This is a genomic window from Deinococcus aquaticus (assembly GCF_028622095.1).
GTDB lineage: Bacteria > Deinococcota > Deinococci > Deinococcales > Deinococcaceae > Deinococcus > Deinococcus aquaticus.
This window is the reverse complement of record NZ_CP115165.1, coordinates 84,782-102,950: the sequence shown is the minus strand read 5'-3', so window position 1 is coordinate 102,950 and position 18,169 is coordinate 84,782. Positions and strand designations below refer to the sequence as shown.

The window sequence follows — 18,169 nt, the reverse complement described above, 5'->3', positions numbered from 1 at the left end:
GGAGTGGGAACAGATAAAAGTGGGGCGTGCCGGTTCAACGGTCACGCCCCGCTCCTGTGTTGCCCTACTGCTCCCGGGTCAGGCGCTCTTTGCTTTCTGGGCGTCGCGGGCTTCCTGGGCCAGCTGGCGGCGCAGAATTTTCATGGCGGCCGTCTTGGGCAGTTCCGCGCGGAATTCGACGCTGCGGGGCACCTTGTAATTGCTGAGCAGGCCCTTGCAGTGGGCGATGATGTCGGCCTCCGTGGCGGCCGCGCCGGGTTTCAGGGCCACGACGGCGTGCACGCTTTCGCCGCGGTACGTGTCGGGTACGCCGACGGCGGCGGCTTCCAGCACGGCCGGGTGGCTCATCAGGGCTTCCTCGACCTCGCGGGGGTAGATGTTGAAGCCCCCGGCGATAATCAGGTCCTTCTTGCGGTCCACGATCCGGAAGTACCCGTCGGCGTCCATGGTGGCCATGTCGCCGGTCATCAGCCAGGTGCGGCCGTGCGCCTCACGCAGGGTTTTGGCGGTCTCGTCGGGGCGCTGCCAGTAGCCTTTCATGATCATCGGGCCGGCGATCCACAGTTCGCCGACCTCGCCGGGCGCAACGATCTGCCCGTCGTCATCCACGACGATGGAGTCCACGCCGGGGAAGGGCACGCCGATGCTGCCTTCCCGCTGCTCGCCGAAGATGGGGTTGGTATGCGTGCAGGGGCTCGCCTCGGTCAGGCCGTACCCTTCGACGAGGTTCGCGCCGCCCGTGATCTCCTTGAAACGGCGGGACGTTTCGAGCAGCAGGGGCGCACTGCCGCTGATGCAGGCGCGGATGCTGGTCAGGTCGTGCTTGGGCGTGTCCGGGTGGTTGTTGATGGCGTTGTACAGCGTGGGCACGCCGGGGAACAGCGTGGCGCCGGACGACGTGATCTGCGACAGGACCATCTTGATGTCGCGCGGGTTGGGCACCAGGGCCAGGGTCGCGCCGGTCAGGACGCTGAGGTTCATGGCGACCGTCATGCCGTACACGTGGAAGAACGGAATGGCGGCCAGCGTGACCTCCTGCCCGTCGCGCAGGTCACTCATCCACATGCGGGCCTGCTCGCAGTTCGACACGAGGTTCCCGTGGGTCAGCATCGCGCCCTTGGGCACGCCGGTGGTGCCGCCGGTGTACTGGAGCAGGGCCACGTCGTCGGGGCTGATGCTCACGCTGGGCGCGGCGGAGGCCTGCGACGCCAGCACTTTGGGGTACGGCAGCACGCGCTCGTCGAACGGCACCTTCACCCAGGTGCCCTCGCGGCGCGCCTTGACCGGGTACAGCAGGTTCTTCGGGAACGGCAGGGCGTCCTGCACGCCGGTCACCAGGGTCCGCTTGACCGGCACGCGGGCGCGGATTTCCTCGTAGCGGGGGTAGAAGGTGTCCAGGATGACCAGCGTCTCGCTGCCGCTGTCCTTGAGCTGGTGTTCCAGCTCGGACGGGGTGTACATGGGGCTGGTGTTCACGGCGACCGCCCCGGCCAGCAGCGTGCCATAGAAGCTGGTCACGAACTGCGGGGTGTTCGGCAGCATGATGGACACGCGGTCGCCGGGGCGCACGCCCATCTTTTGCAGCGCGGCCGCGAAACGCTGGGCGTCCCTGTACAGCTGGCCGTAGGTGGTGTTCGCGCCGATGAAGGACATCGCCACGCGGTCCGGGTACTTCTCGGCGGTGCGGCGCAGCAGGTCCGGCAGGGTCAGGCCGCTGGGCTTGAAGGTGTGCGGTACGCCGGGTTCGTAGCTGCTGAGCCAGGGGCGGGTGGGGGTTGCGTGGGTCATGGCACTCCTGCGGGAATTGGGGGGCGCCCCGCCCTCAGCTGAGGTCTGAGGGACATGGGGGAGAAGGTGAAACCTGTCCCGGCGTGGCTGGGGCGCGCCCAGCACGTGACCCCGGCGGGTCCGGATCGGAACAGATCAGTACGAAGTTGAACTCAGTATAAGCAAATTTGGCGGCGCTTCAAGAACTGACCGCCCACGAACGCCGGGGGCCTCTAGGGGGCACCCCGGCCTGCCCGGCCCCTGACGGCTGCCCGGCCAGCCGCCCGGCCCCTGAAGGTCCCCTTCACGCAGGCCCGACAATCCAGCCGAAGCTACGGAATTCCACCCCCGCCGCGTCAGACTGCCGCCATGTCTGCCCCCCACCGCTCCGCCCCGGAACACCGCCGCTGGCTGCAACTCGCCCTCGACCTGGCCCGCGAGGCCCAGCAGGCCGGCAGTTCCCCGGTCGGAGCCGTCCTGGTCGACGCCAGCGGCCACGAGGTCGCGCGCGGCCGCAACCGCGTGGGCGAGGCCCAGACGCCCGAACACGTCGGGGACGCCAGCGTCGCCCACGCCGAGATGGACCTGTACTTCGGCGTGGGCAAACTGGAGAACCCGGAAAGCCTGACGCTGTACACCAGCCTGGAACCCTGTCTGATGTGCGGCGGGGCCAGCGCCCTGCTCGGCGTGGGCCGCGTCGTGTGGGTCACGGACGACCCCTGGGGTGGCTCGGGTCGCCTGATCGCCTGGGCCGACCACCCCGCCATGCAGACCACCGAGGTCCTACCCACCCCCGACCCCGAACTGGAACACCAGGGGGCGCTGCTGTTCGCCCCGGAAGCCCGGCGCGCCTTCCCCGACGAGGGCTGGGCGCTGTGGCGCAGGCGCTACCCCAGAGAGACAGCGGACCTGTAAAGTCAACGGTTAAAACGGGCGGGTGGGCACACGGGGCCCACCCGCCCGTTGTTCCCCGCCCGGTTCCACCCGCGCCTGCGCGCCTCTTCACGGTCCGCGCGCCGCGCATGCACTAGCCTTGGCCCATGCGCTACCGCACCTTCTCCGAGGCCGACTACCCGGCCATGCAGGCCCTGGACCTGACCCTGCAACGCCAGGACCCCGCCTTCGACAGCCTGCCCGAACGCGAACGCGACGGCCGCCTGCACACCAGCCAGCCCGCCCTGAAATTCTATGAGCGCAGCGAGCACTCCTTCGTGGCCGAGGAGGGTGACACGCTGGCCGGCTTCATTCTGGCCCAGCCGGTCTGGCAGGGCGACCGCCCGCTGGTGCTCGTGCGGACGGTCAGCGTCCTGCCCGGCGCGCCCGAAGGCACCAGCACGGGCCTGCTGCACGCCGCCGTGAAAAGCGCCTACGACACCGCCGTGTACGAGGTTCACTTCACCCTGACCCCCGACCTGCTGGACGCCGCCACCAGCGAGAGTGCCGTCGTGACCGGCCAGAGCGCCGTGTGCCACCTGGGCACCCGCGCCGACACCGCCCCCGGCACCCGCCTGCGCAGCGTGCCAGCCACACCCGCGCCCGGCACGCCGGAGCAGGGGGCATAATGACAGGCATGACCTCCAACGCCACCCGCGTACTGCTGGGCGTGCGCGGCATGACCCGCGACGCCGGGACCTCTGTTGCCGCCGCCCTGACCGCCCTGCCAGGCGTGAGCCGCGCCACGCCCGACGAAGGCCAGATCGAAGTGCACTACGATCCCTCGCAACTGACGGTCATGGACCTCGTGCGCGCCGTGCGCACCCAGGGGTTCCTGGCCGGCATGCTCTAGCGTGGCCCTCGGCTACGTGGGCGTCCTGACCGTCCGGGTCGAGATGCCCTGGGTCGCCAGCCTCAAAGAGAAGCGCGCGCTGGTCCGCCCGGTCGTGGAACGCCTGAAAGTCCGCTTTCCGCTGACCGTCGCCCGCCTGGACGGCCTGGACGCCCATGACTGGGAAGTGATCGGCGTGGCGACCATCAGCAACGACTACGGCTGGGTCGAGGAAACGCTGCGCATGGCCGCCGACTACATCGCCAAGGAAGGCCCCTACCGCGTGACCGACGAACGCACCGAGATCACCGCGCTGGGGGACGACACCGACGAGGACCCAGATGGGCACCCCGGCGAAGACGGCGAGACGCACTCCTGACGGCCCCTGTTCCCGACTGGATTTGTCCCTGAGCATCATCCCCTGAAACTGCTGCGCCCCCTTAACCGATTCTGGTCAGGGGGCGCTTTCATCCCGATTGGGGGAGGTTGGTGATTACTTGTTCAGGGCAGCTTTCAGGGTGTCGAAGGCGGCAGGTGGGTTCAGCAGACGCCAGTTCAGGACGTTCTCGCCGCTGAATTCCGCCACTGCTCCGGCGTTACAGTCGTACTTCACGTTCGCCTTGCGCATGATGGGCCACACGACGGCGGCGGCGCGCCCGGCCACGTCCCGGCGCTCGACCGGGCCGATCATGCGGGAGTCCTCCGAACCGTTCGCGGTGCGGTTGTCGCCCATCACGTAGTACGTGCCCTGCGGCACCGTGAACTCCTGCTGGTCCTGCACCACGCCGTAACTCACGGAGGCCGTGGCGTAGTTCGCCAGTTCGCTCTGGGTGTCCCAGCAGCCCTGCTCCTGCCAGTACGCGGTCGTCCAGCTGGAATCCAGCGGCGTGCCGTTCACGGTGACCTCGCCGCCACTGACGGTGATCCGGTCGCCCGGCAGGCCGATCAGGCGTTTGATCAGGAACGGCCGGTAGTTCCACAGGCCGAACGCGCTCTTGTTCAGGTTGGCGATCTTCTCGGTGGCCGCGCGGGATGGTTTGAAGATCAGGATGTCGCCGCGGCTGAATTCGCCCACGCCGGCCTTGTGCAGCCACGTCTCGTACTTGGGAACGAACACGCGTTCCCGGTCCCGCAGGTTGGGCATCATGCTCACGCCGTCCACGCCGACCAGTGTCGCCACGAACTGCGTGATGACGACCGCGAACACGATCGGTTCAAGCAGTTCCTTCCACAGTTTCTGAAGGGCGGACGGTGCAGGTCTGTCAGGTCTGGTCATGCACCGCGCAGAATACCGGATGAAGCCGGGCCGCATGGCCCCTGCCCCCACACCCCGTGCCCCCATACCGCTGTGTCCGGTTCAGGTCGGTTTCGGGAACAACGCCCGGGCCCGACCTGAACTCCGCCGTCAGCCGAACAGGGCACTCAGGCGCGGCAGTTCGGCCAGGGCGGCGTCCTGCCCGGCGCGGATGGCCTGCGCGGACCGGTTGAAACTGACCAGATCGATGTCGCCCAGGTGCGGGCGCAGCAGCACGTCCGGGCGGTACAGGCTGACGCGGGCGTCCGTCAGTTGCGCCTGCATGATCTCCACCGAGCGCCGCAGCGCCCGCACCGGCCCCAGGTTCGCCTCGCGTTTCCACAGCAGCACGCGCCGCTCGTGCAGTTCCAGCGGGTCCGGCGCGGTCACGTCGACGGCCAGCACGCGCCGCGCCCCCAGGAACAGCGCGGCGTCCACCGGCACCTGATTCAGAATCCCGCCGTCCGAGAGCAGCATGTCGTCGACCGCCACGGGCTCGATCGCGCCGGGGTACGCCGTCGTGGCCCGCAGCGCCTCGTGCAGGTTCCCGCGCGTCAGGTACACGGCGCGCCCCGAGAGCATGTCGGTCGCGGTGATCGCCAGCGGCACCTTCAACTCCTCGAAGGTGGGCGGCAGGTGATGCGAGAGCCACGCGCTCAGGCTGGACGTGCGGATCAGGCCCGGGCCGGGCCGCAGGTCCAGCAGTCGCCGCCACGACACGGACTCCGAGATGCGGACCAGTTCCGGGGCGCTGTACCCGGCGGCAATGAACGCCCCGATCAGGCCGCCCATGCTCGTTCCGGCGATCACGCCGGGCGTCAGGCTGTGTTCTTCGAGCACCTGCCACGCGCCCACGTGCGCCAGTCCGCGCGCGCCGCCGCCGCCCAGCACCAGTCCGTACCCCACCCGTGCGCTCATGCGTTCATTCTACGTTCTGCACCGGGTTCATTTAGGGGGCGTGAGGTGCGGGCTGCCGCTGCTTTTTGCCGTGTTGCCCGGCGGTCGCGTTCGGGGGGCCGCCGGGTGGGGCTACCCCCTGGCCGGCCGGGCGCGGTAGCTTGAGTGAGATGCCTCTTGCAGGACAGATCGTGGGTGACGGAGTGAGACTCATCCGTCCCGTCGGTCGCGGCTCCCACAGCCTGGTGTACTTCGCCGTGGCCCGTGACGGTCAGCCCTGCGCCGTCAAGATCTTCCCCGCGCACCTGAGCGGCTACGCCGACCGCGAGTACCAGCACGCGCACGACCTGCACCACCCCCGGCTGGTGCGGGTGCTGCACCGCGCCGTCGTGGACGATCAGCCGGCGCTGGTGGGCACCCTGGCGCGCGGCGAGGTGATGTTCCAGCGGTTCACGCAGCGGCCCGCCGCGCTGACCGAACGCCGCGCGTTCCTGCTGACCATCGTGCACCTGCTCGACGCCCTGGCGTACCTGCACGGGCGCGGGCTGGTGCACCGCGACATCAAACCCGAGAACATCATGGTCGACGAGGACGGCAGCGCCAAACTCGTCGATTTCGACCTGTCCGGCCCGGCCTTCGAGACTTTCGACACGCCCGTGCGCATGGGCACCGCCGCCTTCCAGAGCCCGGAAGCGGCGCGCGGCGAACCGCTCGGGCCGGAAAGTGACCTGTACGGCGTGGGCGTCCTGCTCGGCTGGGGCATTCACGGGTCACTGCCCGACCCGGACGAACCTCACGCCCCGAGCGGCGACCCGCTGGGGTCCCTGCATGCCAGCCTGATCCGGCCCCACCGCGCCGAGCGACCCAACGACGCGGGCCGCGTCCGGCAGGAGCTGCTGCGGCTGGCGCAACTGCCGTACTGAACGGCAGGCAGGCGCGGTAGGCAGGGACAGCAGGGGGCGGGACGGGTGAACTGACGACACCCGTCCCGCCCCCTGGGCCACTGGTCAGCGCAGGATGCGGGCCTCGTCGGGGCGCAGGACCGCGCCACTGGCCGGCCGGTCACCCAGGCTGCTCAGGAGCGTCTCGCCGCGCGCCAGTTCACCCAGGTCGTGTTCCCGGCTGTTCATGTTCAGCAGGACGGTCAGGGTCTCGCCGTGACCTTCGCGCACGAAGGCGAACACGCCCTCCGGGGCGTCCACGCTGCGGTACGTGCCGCCGATCAGGGCCGGATGCCCCTCGCGCAGGCGGGTCAGGGCGCGGAAGTAGTTCAGGTCGCTGGTGGGATCGTTCTCCTGCGCCTGCACGTTCAGGTCTGCGAAATCGTCCGCCAGCGGCAGCCACGGCGTCGTGCCGTCCGCGCTGAAGCCCGCGTTCTCGGTAGCGTCCCACTGCATGGGGGTGCGTTCCGGGTCGCGGCCCGCCTCGGGGCTGTCCGGCTGTTGCAGCGCGGCCGGGTCCACGATGCGGTCGGCCGGGATGGCCACGTCGCGCATGCCGATCTCGTCGCCGTAGTACACGGTGGGCGTGCCGCGCAGCGTCAGCAGCAGCGTCTGCGCCACGCGGTACTGCGCGTCGCCCACGCGGGACCGGAAGCGGTGCTGGTCGTGGTTGCCCAGCACCCAGTTCGGCCAGGCGCCCGCCGCGAGGCACGCCGCGTCGTACCCGTCCGCGAACTGCCGCACCTCGGCCGCGTTCCAGGGCAGCAGGATCAGGTGGAAGTTGAACGGCAGGTGCACCATGCGGGCGTCCTCCGTGCCCGAGTACGGCAGGAGCCGGTCGACTGGCAGGTAGATCTCGCCGACCATCATGCGGTCATCGAACTCGTCCAGCACGGCGCGCATCTCGCGGATGTACTCGTGCGTCTCGGGCTGGTCCTGCGTGTACGGGTGCAGCAGACTCCAGTGTTCCGGCTGGCCGGGCTGCCAGTCGGGGTTCTCGGGTTCGTCCAGGTACCGGTTGTCCTCGGCCAGCAGCCAGATCACGTCCACGCGGAACCCGTCCACGCCCCGGCGCATCCAGAACCGCAGCGCGTCGAACATCGCCGCCCGCACCGCCGGGTTCCGCCAGTTCAGGTCCGGCTGGCTGGGCAGGAACTGATGCAGGTAGTACTGCCCGCTGGCCCCGTCCAGCGTCCAGGCGGGGCCGCCGAAGAAGGACTTCCAGTTGTTGGGCGCGCCGCCATCCGGGGCGGGGTCGCGCCACACGTACCAGTCGCGTTTCGCGCTGCCTGGGCCGGTCAGCGCCTCCTGGAACCAGGCGTGATCGGAAGAGGAGTGGTTGGGCACGTAGTCCAGCATGATCTTCAGGCCCAGGCGGTGAGCCTCGGCGACCAGCGCGTCGAAGTCCTCCAGCGTCCCGAACAGCGGGTCGATGTCGCAGTAATCGGCCACGTCGTACCCGAAGTCGCGCATGGGACTTTTGAAGATGGGGGAGAGCCACACGGCCCGCACGCCCAGGGTCGCCACGTACGGCAGGCGGCGCGTGATGCCGCGCAGGTCGCCCACGCCGTCGCCGCTGTCGTCCTGGAAGGAACGCGGGTAGATCTGGTAGATGATGCCGCTCTGCCACCACTTCAGTTCGCCGGTCAGGGAAGAAGTCATACCCAGCACAGTACGGTCTGAATCGTTTCAGATCAAGGGGGTACGAAACGCGGGAAGCAGGGCGCGGTGAAAGGTCAGCGCCTGCTGTTGTCCCCTCGAACTGCTCCTCGCATCCCGCGTACCAGCCTCAGGGCGCGGGCGTATCCGATCCCAGCCGGATGGTCACGTCCGCTCCCGCCGCGCCCGGCGTGTCGGTGACGGTCCCGAAGCCCACGTCCCGCAGCACCCGCGCCGCCGCCCCACCCGACGCAGTCGTCCTAGCCGGGCCGCGCGGCTCGCTGACGATCCAGACGTTCGAGTACCCCAGCCCCTCCAGCCGCGCCTTCAGGCGGCCCGCGCTGCCGTCCGGGGCGTCGGTGTTCACGACCGCCACGCCCAGCGACCGCACGTCGTCCGGATCACGGAACTCCTTGCGGATCAGGGCGTTCAGGGCCACGCGGTCCACCTCCCACACGCTCGCTGCGCCCCGGTACCCGAAATCGCCCGGCACGCTGAAGGTCTGCACCTGCGGGCCCCCCAGCACCGCGCCGCTCAGGGCCGCCACCTGTGCGCGCGTCAGGTTGGTTTTCATGTTGCGGTCCACGGCGCTCACCATCATCGGCAGCCGCCATGCGTTCAGCGGGTTACGGACCTGCGCGCCCAGCGCAGACACGAACTGCTGCTGCCGCGCGATCCGCCCGATATCACCCAGGTTGTCATGCCGGAAGCGCAGGAACCCGGCCGCCTGCTCGCCGTTCAGGCGCTGACGCCCGGGCTTCAGGTCGATGTGCAGCTTCCCGGCGTTGTCGTCGTACTTCATGGCCTGCCCCACATCGACCGTCACGCCGCCCGCCGCCGCCGTCATGGCCGGAATGGCGTTCAGGCTGACGAGCGCGTAGGCGTCTACCGGCACGCCCGTCAGGTCCTGCACGGCCCGCATCAGCATCTCCGGGCCGCCATGCACGTTCGCGCCGTTGACCTTGCCCCACCCGTAGCCCGGCATGTTCACCCACGAGTCACGGGGCACGCCCAGCACGTTCACCCGACCGTCCGGCCACACCTGCGTGAGCATGATGGTATCCGTGCGGGTCGCGTACGATTCGGCCTTCGCGGGCCAGGGCCACACGGCGGCGCTGTCGTCGTAATCCACGTCCACGCCGGCCAGCAGCACCGTCAACGGGCCGTCCGCTTTGCGCGGAATGGCCGCGTACCGCGAGAGAAACGGAGCGGCAGGGGCAACGACCGCTGCCAGACCCGCCGCCGCAACAAGAACCCACACAATGCGGCGCACGCCGCCGAGCATAGCGCCCACACGCCGCGCGCGGATCAACCGGACGGATGACCCCAACCATGCTGGACATCCAACCACGCCGGCCGCCCGGCCCCTACCCCGGTAGGGTCCAGATCAGGTGCGTGTACGACCCGCCGGCCAGGGTGCGCGTGCCCGCCGCGCGGAAGCCCACGCGGGCGTACAGGGTGGCGGCCCGGTTGCCGTCCTCGACCAGCAGCCCCACGCGGCTTAAGCCCAGTGTGCGCGCCTGCGCCGCCGCCGCTTCCAGCAGCGTGGCCCCCACGCCCTGCCCGCGCGCCGCTTCCGTCACGGCCAGCGTGTCCACGTACAGTTCGCCGGGCGTTCCCTCGGACTCCACCTGCGCCGGCAGGCCCAGGGACGCCAGCCGCTCGCGGAAGGGGTCGTCCAGCGCGTGGGCCTGAGCGCCGGGGTAGGCCAGCAGCAGCCCCAGCGGTTCGGGGCCGCGCGCGGCGATCAGCACGTTCTGGTAACTCAGGCGGTTGTCGCGTAGCGGGAAGAAGCCCAGCATGGCCCGCGCCGCCCCGGTGTCCGAATCGGCCCCGGTCAGGGCCAGTCCGACCTTGCCGATGGTCTGCTGCACCAGGGGCACGGCGAATGCCGCGTCGAAGGGAACGGCAGCGCGGATCACGATGGGTTCAGGCATGCCGGGCAGCATAGCGCCGGGGCCACAGCCGCACCTCCTGCAAGGCACAGAAAAAACCGGACCCCCGCAGGAGTCCGGCTATTCCTGATCCGGGTGGATCAGTTCAGGGTGATCTTGTTGGCTTTCAGGGTGCTGCTGGCCTCGTCGATCTCGCCCTCGACGGCGATGTTGGCGTCGGCGCGGTCAGTGCCGAAGAACTCGTCGGCGGTGGTGGCGCCGCCTTCAAACACGGTGGCGTCGTCGATGGTGACGGCGTAGTTGGCGTCGTTCTCGTTCAGCGTGAAGGTCTTGGCGGTGCCGTCGAAGTCGGTCACGGTGCCTTCCAGGCCGTCGCCCACGGCCATGTCGATCTCTTCGCCCACGGTGGCGTCGTCGGCGTTGGTGGTGGTGCTGTCAACGCCAGGATCGGCGGCGTTGTCGCTGGAGCCTTCGCCTTCAGCGATGGGGTTGTCGATGCCGGGCTCGTTCGTTTCGGTGGAGACGGCGCCCGTGTCGGTCGTGGTGGTGGTTTCTTCCTTGGGAGCGCAGGAGGCGAGAAGAGCAGCGGTCAGCAGAGCCAGCAGGGTGGGTTTCATGCCCCTATCTTCCCGGCTGGCCCGCGCCGCCAGATGAGGAGAATCGTAGGGAACCTTTACGTCCAGCACGTTAAAATTCCTGACTGAAACATGAAGCGGTCATGAAGCCAGCCTGCCGTATCTGCGCGTTCTGACCGCCCGCCAGCTGCTACGGCGCAGGCCGTCCCACGGCGGGAGCAACGCCCGACCCGGCCGTCAATTGAACGTGAATTCCCCGTTCCGGACGCCTACTTTCACCGCCCCACCGTCTTTCAGACGGCCGAACAGCAACTCGTCGGCCAGCGGGCGTTTGACGCGCGTCTCGATCACGCGGGCCAGCGGGCGGGCCCCCATGGCCGGGTCATACCCCAGTTCAGCCAGTCGCGCGCGCGCCGCCGGGCTGACCGTGACCGTCACGCCCCGCTCGGCCAGCTGGGCCTGCAACTCCCGGATGAACTTGTCCACCACGCCGCCCATGACGGCCGGCGACAGCGGCGAGAAGTGCAGCACGGCGTCCAGGCGGTTGCGGAATTCCGGCGTGAACGTCCGTTTCACGGCCTCGGCCTCCTCGCCCGCGCGGCCCACCCGCCCGAAGCCCAGCGCGGGCCGCGCGGCGTCGGCCGCCCCGGCGTTCGTGGTGAAGATCAGGATCACTCCGCGCCCGTCCACCTTCTTGCCGGTGTGGTCGGTCAGGGTGCCGTGATCCATCAGTTGCAGGAAGACGTTGTACACGTCCGGGTGCGCCTTCTCGATCTCGTCGAGCAGCACCACCGCGTGCGGGTGCTTCGCCACGGCGTCCGTCAGCAGGCCCCCCTGATCGAAGCCCACGTAGCCGGGGGGCGCTCCGATCAGGCGCGCGACCGTGTGCGCCTCTTGGTACTCGCTCATGTCGAAGCGCGCCAGGTGAATGCCCAGCCGGTCGGCCAGCGCGCGGGCTAGTTCGGTCTTACCCACCCCGGTCGGCCCGGCGAACAGGAACGCCCCCTGCGGTTTCTGCGGGTCGCGCAGGCCCGCGCGGGCCAGTTTCACGGCGCTCGCCACGGCGTCCACGGCCGCGTCCTGCCCGAACACCCGCGCCCGCAGGTCCGCGCCCAGCGTGGCCAGCGAAGTGACCTCCTCGGCCCGCACCGCGCCCAGCGGCACGCGCGCCATGCGGGCCACCGTGCCCTCGATGTCCGGCACGTCGATCACGCCGCCCTTCCCGGCGCTGGAGCGCGCCGCGCCCGACTCGTCGAGCACGTCGATGGCCTTGTCCGGCAGGAACCGGTCCCGCAGGTACCGCACGGAGAGCCGCACCGCCGCCTCCAGCGCCCCCGGCGTGAACGTCACCCCGTGATGCGCCTCGTAGCGCCCCGAGAGCCCCTGCACGATCTTCAGGGCGTCCTCCTCGGACGGCTCGGGCACCTCGACCGTCTGGAAGCGCCGCCACAGCGCCCGGTCCTTCTCCAGGAACCGCAACTCGGCGGGCGTGGTCGCGCCCAGCACCCGCAGCCCGTGCCCGTGCGCACTGCCGCGGGCCAGGGCCGGTTTCAGGAGGTTCGCGGCGTCCACGTTCCCGCCCTCGGTCGCCCCGGCCCCCACCAGCGTGTGCAGCTCGTCGATGAACAGCACCGCGTTCCGCCCGTCCAGCGCCGCCAGCACCGCCTTCAGCCGCGCCTCGAAATCGCCCCGGTAACGCGTGCCGGCCAGCAATGCCCCCAGGTCCAGCGCGAACACCGACGCGTCCCGCAGGAACCCCGGCGCCCGCCCATCCGCGACCCGCTGCGCGAGCCCCTCGGCCAGCGCGGTCTTGCCCACGCCCGGCTCGCCGACCAGCACCGGATTGTTCTTCCCGCGCCGCGCCAGAATATGCACCGTGCGCTCCAGCTCCGCCTCGCGGCCGATCACCGGATCGAAGCGCCCCGCCCGCGCCAGTTCCGTCAGGTCCGACGCATACGCCTCCAGCGGGTCCACCTCCGGCACCTCGGCCCCCGTTCCGTCCGGGGCCGGGCCGTCCACGCCCGCCACGCGCCGCTCGCGGTCCCGGCCCGTCACCTTCGCCGACCCGTGTGACACGAAGTTCAGCACGTCCAGCCGCGACGCTCCCTGCGCCTCGATGGCCGCGCGCGCCGGACTGTCCTCCTCCTCCAGCAGCTCCACCAGCACGCGCGCGCCGTCCGCCTCCTGCCCGCCCTTCCCGCTGGCATGCAGTTGAAGCACCGCGCCCTCCACCACCCGGTGAACGCCCAGTGTGAAATCCGGCTCGGCGTCCGGCACGGCGTCCAGCGCTGACAGCACCGCCTGAAGATCGTCCCGCAACCTCTCCACGTCCACGCCCACCGCCAGCAGCGCCTCGCGGCCCTCCGGGTCGTGCGTCAGGGCCAGCAGCAGATGCTCCAGCGTCACCAGCTCATGCCTCGCCTCACGCGCGTAATCCGCCGCGCGGCCAATCGTCACCTGTAAGTGATCACTGATCATTCGCCCGCCTCCGGTTCGGCCACCACGCGCAGCGGGAACCCCTCCTGCTGCGCGGCCGCCATCACCTGCGCCACCTTCGTCTCGGCCACGTCCCGCGAGTACACGCCCGCCACGCCCTGCCCCTTGTGATGCACGGCCAGCATGATCAGCTCGGCCTCCTGCTCGGATTTGCGGAAGAAGCGGCGCAGCACCTCCACCACGAACTCCATCGGGGTGTAATCGTCGTTCAGTAGCAGTACCCGGAACAGCCGGGGCCGCTGCGTTCGCGTGCGCTCCAGCGTCTGAGTTCCAGAGTCAAGGTCCCGGCGTGTCATGCCGCCGAGTGTAGCGGCCCCCGCCCACCCCTGCCGGAGCCAGCGTCACGGTCCAGCGGGGTGGGAGGCAGGAAGCAGACTGGCAGGCAGTAGATCGAGAGGCCGCGCCCCCTCCGTGGGGGAGGGGGCGCGGCGCTGACAGGAATGGATCAGGCTTTCTTGGCGTCGCGGGCGGCACCCTTGACGTCGTTGGCGGCCTTGGTGGCGTCGGCCTTCACGTCAGCCACCTTGGCCTGCGCGTCGGCCTTGACCTCGGCGGCCTTGTCGGCAGCGGCGTTCTTCGCGTCGGCGGCGGCGTCCCTGGCCTTGTCGGCCACGTCGGCGGCCTTGTCGCTGGCGGTCGCGGCGGCGTCCTTGGCGGCGTCGGCAGCCTTACCAGAGGCGTCGGCCACGGCGTCCTTCACGTCACCGGCCACTTCCTTGACCTTGTCGGCAGCGGCGTGCGCACCGTCAGCGGCGGCCTCCTTGACCTCGCTGGCCTTGTCGGCAATGACGGCCCCGGCGTCCTTGGCGGCGTCCTTGGTCTTCTCCCAGCCTTTCGTGACGCTCTGGCCCACGTCCTGCGCGGCGTCCTTGAGGCCCAGGTCAGCCAGTTTGGAATCCAGGGCGCGGCGGTTCTGCTCACGGCTGAAGTAGTACGCCCCGGCGCCCACCAGGGCACCCAGGACCAGCAGGCGTTTCACGGGAAAATGACGATCACTTTTCATGAGAGTCAGCCTACGCCCCGCTCATCTGTGCAGGATGAGCCGCGATTCACGGGCAGTTCACGCCCAGCAGGCCGCGCCGCCCGCCCCGGCAGTTCCGGGACAGGCCCCGGTACGCAGGCTGACCGGGCCGCGCCGGCTGCCTTTCATGGGCGTTACTTCAGCAGGCCCAGGCGGCGCGCCAGTTCCTGCCCCAGCACCCACTCCTCGGGTTCCTCGGTGTCTTCCACCCGCACCAGCACGCACTCGCGGCCCAGGTAGAACGCCACGATCTTCTCCCAGGCTTCCTCCTCGGTGTCCGCCGTTTCCTCGATGTCCTCCAGGGTGCCCCACACGTCGCCGTCCACGTCGGCGCTGCGCAGCGCCTCGGCGTGCCCGCTCATCACGTACGCGTCCACGACCTCGTCGCGGCGGTACGTTTCGCCGTCCCGGCGCAGGTCCAGGCGGTCGTCCCGCTCGAACAGGCTTTCCAGAAGGGCGTCCCACTGCCCGGCACTCAGGGTAATCACGTCGCGTCGCTCGTCACTCACGCGCGCAGTGTACCCGCCCGGCCTGCCCGGCCCCGGGCCCCACCCCACAAGGCCGCATGAAGAGCCCGCAGCGGAACGCCGCAGCGTGCCGACCCGTACACTGCGCATATGCAGCCCGCCCCCCGCAGTTCCGGCGTCCGCACCCGTCGCCCCCTCCTTCTGAGCGCCCTGCTGCTGACGCTGCTGGCCCTGACGGTCCTGCTGCTCACTCCTGCGCACGCGCAGTCCGGTGGGGGTTTCGGCGGCAGTTCCCGCAGTTCCGGCGGTTCCAGCAGCTCCGGAGGTGGGTACAGCGGCGGCAGCTCCAGCCGGGGCGGCGGGTACAGCGGCGGCGGCTATAGCGGAGGTGGGTACAGCGGCCCGATTATCATCAACGGCGGCGGCGGGTACGGGTACAGCAGCGGCGGAAGCGGCGGCCTGATCACCCTGATCATCTTCGGCATCGTGATCTTCGTGGTGATCAGCGCCATGCGCCGCAGCCTCGGCGGTGGCGGCAAGGGTCTCGCCGGGCTCAGCGGCACCGCGCAGGCCGTCAGCGTGCAACTCCTGCTGGCCGAGGGGGACGAGGTCAAACGCGCCCTGCAACGCGTCGCGCAGAACGGCGACCCCGACACCAACGAGGGGCTGGCCCGCATGATGCAGGAAGCGGCGCTCGTCGCGCTGCGCCACCCGGAACGCTGGGTGTACGGCACCGTGCAGCGCGCCCAGGGGTCCGCCGCGACCGCCGACAGTCAGGTGGGCGCGTGGGCCACCGAAGCTCGCGCCGCCTTCACCGAGCAGACCACCAGCAACTACCAGAACAGGGACCCCAACAGCGGCTACGCCCGCCGCGACGACTACACCTTCAAGCACGACGCCGCCGACCAGTACCTCGCCGTGACCCTGGCCGTCGCCGCGCACACCCTGGCCGCCCTGCCGCCCGCCGGAGTCACCAACGCCGCCGAGGCCCGCGCCGCCCTGAGCGCCATCAGCGCCGTCGCGCCCGGCGACCTGATCCGCGCCGAGGTCGTCTGGAGCCCCGACGCAGAGGGCGAATTCCTCAGCGAGGACGAGGCCATCCAGAAGTACCCCAACCTCACCCGCCTGTAACGGCCGCCTCCAACCCATCTGCCCGGCCGGACTGTTCAGCGTCAGACAGTCCGGCCTTCACGTGCGCCCGTATCTTCACGCATGGCCCGCCGGCACCCTCCCAGCACCTGGCCCCCGCCGCCCAGACCGGACCCCGCCTGCGCCCTGTGTCAGCGGGCCGTGCCGCACCTGACCGAACACCACCTGCTGCCCCGCTCACAGGGTCGCCGTCAGGGCATGCGCGTGGCCGACCTGCCCACCACTCTGCTGTGCCGCCCCTGCCACAGTTTCCTGCACCGCACCTTCAGCAACGCCGAACTGGCCCGCGACTACCAGGATATCGGCGTCCTGCGCGCCCACCCGGACGTGCAGCGCTTCGTGCGCTGGCTGCGCACGCAACCCGCCAGCAAGAGCGTCCGCGTGCGCTGATACGGCCTACCAGCAAGTGGCCCGCCGCTGCGGTGCAGGGCGGGCCACTGTGCTCAGGATGGGGGCGGCTGGCCATCCACGCCCGGCCGGATCACTTCAGGGTGGCGACATACGCGGCGACGGCGTTCAGGTCGGCGTCGGTCATGGGGGTCAGGGCAATGTGCATGGCGTCGGGGTAGGGAATGCCCGTCACGGGACTGCTCTTGTAGGCGCGCAGTTCCCCCAGCACGGACGCGGCGGCTCGGCCCCTGATGGCAGGAATGCCGAGGTTCTCGGCGCCCTCGCCGGTCTCGCCGTGGCAGATGGCGCAGGCAATGATGCCGCGCGCGCCCACGCCCGCCTGGTACAGCGTCTCACCGGTAGGGGTGGCCCCCGTTGCTGGCGGAGTCGCTGGCGCCGTGGCGGGTGGAGCAGGCGTGGCGGGCGGTGGGGTCGCCGGGACCGGCGTGGGGGCCGGAGCAGCCGCCGGCGCGCTGCTGTCGCCGGAGTAGAACGCGGCGATGTCCACGATGTCCTGGTCGCTCAGGCGGGACGCGACGTTCTGCATGGTGCCGTTCGGCCGGGTTTTCGCGCGGAACGCCAGCAGCGCCGTGCGGATCTGCGGGGCCGGCTGGCCCTTCAGGACCGGGGCGCGCCCGGTGGGGGCGTGGCAGCCGGCGCAGCCGCCGCTGAGGGTCTCGCCGCGCGTGGCGCTGGGGGTCAGGCTGGCCAGGGCGCTGTCGGTGGTGGCGGGCGCCGCGCCGGAACCGGCGGTCTGCGCCAGGACCAGCGGGGCGCCGAGGGCCAGCAGGCCGGGAAGAAGGAACCGTGAGAACCGTTCGGATCTGATCTGCATGTGCCTGACCTCCACTCTGAGAAGAACTCCGGGTGCGTCACCCTGCCTGCTGCCCGTCTGCCGCCGCGTCCTAACTGCACGAATGACCCTCGAAACGAATTGCTTGTTGAAACGTATAGATAGTGTACTCCTTCTCACGGTTCAGCGCGGCGCGAACCTGCCCCCAAGTCCAATTAGACTCAGTGCACGACCCGCTCGCCCGTCACGGTTGCCTGTGCCGGTCCCACGGGCAGCCAGCGGCGCAGCAGCAACGGCACCCCCTCGGCCGCCACCAGCACCAGCAGCGCGTACCGCAGCGCCCGCACCAGCCCGACCTCCTTGATCCCGGCCGGCAGCGCCCCCAGACCGAAGTACACCGCGAACACCACGGCCAGCCCGGCCACCGCCACGATCAGGCGGCCGGACACCGTCGTGGGCGGCGTGAAGCGCGGCTGCACGAACCAGAACCCGGCGGCCATGCCCAGCCCCGCCGCGAACTCACGGGGCGCGCCTGCCGGCATCAGCGCCGCCACGATCAACGCGCCCAGCGGCGGCCCCCAGCGCAGCGCGCCGCCCTGCGGGAAGGTCACGCGCGCCGCCACCAGCGCGAACAGCACGCCCAGCGTCAGGCCCACGATCACGTCACTGGGGTAGTGCACGTTCAGGACCAGCCGCGACCCGGCGATCAACGCGACCAGCGCGGCGGCCGCCCAAGTCACCCACGGGCGGCGCAGTTGCAGCGCCACGCCGCCCCACAGGGTCGCGGCCATCTGCGAGTGCCCGCTCGGCAGGCCCGGCCCGCCCGCCGTGGCCCGCGCCGCCTCCGAGGCCGCCGCCGGGTCGTTCGTGAACGGGCGCGGCAGGTTCAGCCCGTACTTCAGCGCGGCGTTCACCAGGTAACTCAGCGCGAACGCCGTGCCCAGGTTCCGGCCGCCGCGCGGACTGACCAGCCAGGTGTACAGCGCGAGTGCCACGATGAAAATCTCGTCGCGTCCCAGGTTCGTGACGGCCAGCCAGAAAGGTTCCATGATGCCGGTAT

General features: G+C 70.4%; 20 protein-coding genes. 7 read left to right on the top strand and 13 right to left on the bottom strand.

Annotated features, from left to right (window positions below; all coding sequences use genetic code 11):
* Positions 1-78 precede the first annotated feature (78 nt).
* Positions 79-1,788: a long-chain-fatty-acid--CoA ligase gene (locus M8445_RS00520; protein WP_273988925.1), complete on the bottom strand. Its 1,710-nt coding sequence runs from the start codon at positions 1,786-1,788 to the stop codon at positions 79-81.
* 348 nt (positions 1,789-2,136) lie between these two features.
* Between M8445_RS00520 and M8445_RS00515 the strand changes: the two genes are divergently transcribed.
* From M8445_RS00515 to M8445_RS00500, 4 genes are all read left to right on the top strand, one after another.
* On the top strand, positions 2,137-2,682 hold the full coding sequence (locus M8445_RS00515; RefSeq protein ID WP_273988923.1) for a nucleoside deaminase: 546 nt from the start codon (positions 2,137-2,139) through the stop codon (positions 2,680-2,682).
* A 125-nt stretch (positions 2,683-2,807) separates the two neighbouring features.
* The gene (locus M8445_RS00510) at positions 2,808-3,329 is read left to right on the top strand and encodes a DUF1999 domain-containing protein (protein WP_273988922.1); all 522 of its coding nucleotides are present in this window, start codon (positions 2,808-2,810) and stop codon (positions 3,327-3,329) included.
* On the top strand, positions 3,329-3,553 hold the full coding sequence (locus tag M8445_RS00505; protein ID WP_273988921.1) for a heavy-metal-associated domain-containing protein: 225 nt from the start codon (positions 3,329-3,331) through the stop codon (positions 3,551-3,553). The genes M8445_RS00510 and M8445_RS00505 overlap by 1 nt, the downstream gene beginning before the upstream one ends.
* A gap of 1 nt (position 3,554) precedes the next feature.
* Positions 3,555-3,911 carry a DUF503 domain-containing protein gene (locus M8445_RS00500; RefSeq protein ID WP_273988920.1) on the top strand — a complete coding sequence of 119 codons (357 nt, stop codon included), beginning with the start codon at positions 3,555-3,557 and terminating at the stop codon, positions 3,909-3,911.
* A gap of 114 nt (positions 3,912-4,025) precedes the next feature.
* Here the strand turns inward: M8445_RS00500 and lepB are convergent, their stop codons facing one another.
* Together lepB and M8445_RS00490 are read right to left on the bottom strand one after the other, a co-directional pair.
* The gene (gene lepB / locus M8445_RS00495; protein WP_273988918.1) at positions 4,026-4,808 is read right to left on the bottom strand and encodes a signal peptidase I; all 783 of its coding nucleotides are present in this window, start codon (positions 4,806-4,808) and stop codon (positions 4,026-4,028) included.
* Positions 4,809-4,937: 129 nt separating this feature from the next.
* A complete protein-coding gene (locus M8445_RS00490) occupies positions 4,938-5,744 on the bottom strand; it encodes a patatin-like phospholipase family protein (protein WP_273988916.1) in 807 nt (268 codons plus the stop codon).
* A gap of 149 nt (positions 5,745-5,893) precedes the next feature.
* Here M8445_RS00490 and M8445_RS00485 point away from each other — a divergent pair, with 149 nt between their 5' ends.
* Positions 5,894-6,646, top strand: a complete 753-nt coding sequence (locus M8445_RS00485) for a serine/threonine-protein kinase (protein ID WP_273988915.1) — start codon at positions 5,894-5,896, stop codon at positions 6,644-6,646.
* Positions 6,647-6,730: 84 nt separating this feature from the next.
* On the opposite strand, the gene M8445_RS00480 is transcribed toward M8445_RS00485, so the two are convergent.
* From M8445_RS00480 to M8445_RS00445, 8 genes are all read right to left on the bottom strand, one after another.
* Entirely contained in the window at positions 6,731-8,326 is a 1,596-nt protein-coding gene (locus M8445_RS00480; protein WP_273988914.1) for an alpha-amylase family glycosyl hydrolase, read from the bottom strand.
* 127 nt (positions 8,327-8,453) lie between these two features.
* Positions 8,454-9,596, bottom strand: coding sequence for an LCP family protein (locus tag M8445_RS00475; protein ID WP_273988912.1), 1,143 nt, complete (start codon positions 9,594-9,596; stop codon positions 8,454-8,456).
* Between the two features lie 94 nt (positions 9,597-9,690).
* Positions 9,691-10,260, bottom strand: coding sequence for a GNAT family N-acetyltransferase (locus M8445_RS00470; protein ID WP_273988911.1), 570 nt, complete (start codon positions 10,258-10,260; stop codon positions 9,691-9,693).
* Between the two features lie 98 nt (positions 10,261-10,358).
* The gene (locus tag M8445_RS00465; RefSeq protein WP_273988910.1) at positions 10,359-10,835 is read right to left on the bottom strand and encodes a hypothetical protein; all 477 of its coding nucleotides are present in this window, start codon (positions 10,833-10,835) and stop codon (positions 10,359-10,361) included.
* A gap of 195 nt (positions 10,836-11,030) precedes the next feature.
* Entirely contained in the window at positions 11,031-13,271 is a 2,241-nt protein-coding gene (locus M8445_RS00460) for an AAA family ATPase (protein ID WP_273988909.1), read from the bottom strand.
* On the bottom strand, positions 13,268-13,585 hold the full coding sequence (clpS, locus tag M8445_RS00455) for an ATP-dependent Clp protease adapter ClpS (protein WP_273988907.1): 318 nt from the start codon (positions 13,583-13,585) through the stop codon (positions 13,268-13,270). The genes M8445_RS00460 and clpS overlap by 4 nt, the downstream gene beginning before the upstream one ends.
* 149 nt (positions 13,586-13,734) lie before the next feature.
* On the bottom strand, positions 13,735-14,292 hold the full coding sequence (locus M8445_RS00450; protein WP_273988906.1) for a desiccation-associated late embryogenesis abundant protein: 558 nt from the start codon (positions 14,290-14,292) through the stop codon (positions 13,735-13,737).
* A 152-nt stretch (positions 14,293-14,444) separates the two neighbouring features.
* Positions 14,445-14,819, bottom strand: a complete 375-nt coding sequence (locus M8445_RS00445) for a hypothetical protein (RefSeq protein WP_273988904.1) — start codon at positions 14,817-14,819, stop codon at positions 14,445-14,447.
* Positions 14,820-14,927: 108 nt separating this feature from the next.
* On the opposite strand from M8445_RS00445, the gene M8445_RS00440 reads away from it, so the two are divergent.
* The gene (locus M8445_RS00440) at positions 14,928-15,908 is read left to right on the top strand and encodes a DUF1517 domain-containing protein (RefSeq protein WP_273988903.1); all 981 of its coding nucleotides are present in this window, start codon (positions 14,928-14,930) and stop codon (positions 15,906-15,908) included.
* An 81-nt stretch (positions 15,909-15,989) separates the two neighbouring features.
* Positions 15,990-16,316 (top strand): HNH endonuclease, encoded by a 327-nt coding sequence (locus tag M8445_RS00435; RefSeq protein WP_273988901.1) that lies wholly within the window; start codon positions 15,990-15,992, stop codon positions 16,314-16,316.
* A 91-nt stretch (positions 16,317-16,407) separates the two neighbouring features.
* On the opposite strand, the gene M8445_RS00430 is transcribed toward M8445_RS00435, so the two are convergent.
* Together M8445_RS00430 and M8445_RS00425 are read right to left on the bottom strand one after the other, a co-directional pair.
* Positions 16,408-17,151, bottom strand: a complete 744-nt coding sequence (locus M8445_RS00430; RefSeq protein WP_273988899.1) for a c-type cytochrome — start codon at positions 17,149-17,151, stop codon at positions 16,408-16,410.
* Between the two features lie 179 nt (positions 17,152-17,330).
* Positions 17,331-18,158, bottom strand: coding sequence for a phosphatase PAP2 family protein (locus tag M8445_RS00425; protein WP_273988898.1), 828 nt, complete (start codon positions 18,156-18,158; stop codon positions 17,331-17,333).
* Between the last annotated feature and the right edge of the window lie 11 nt (positions 18,159-18,169).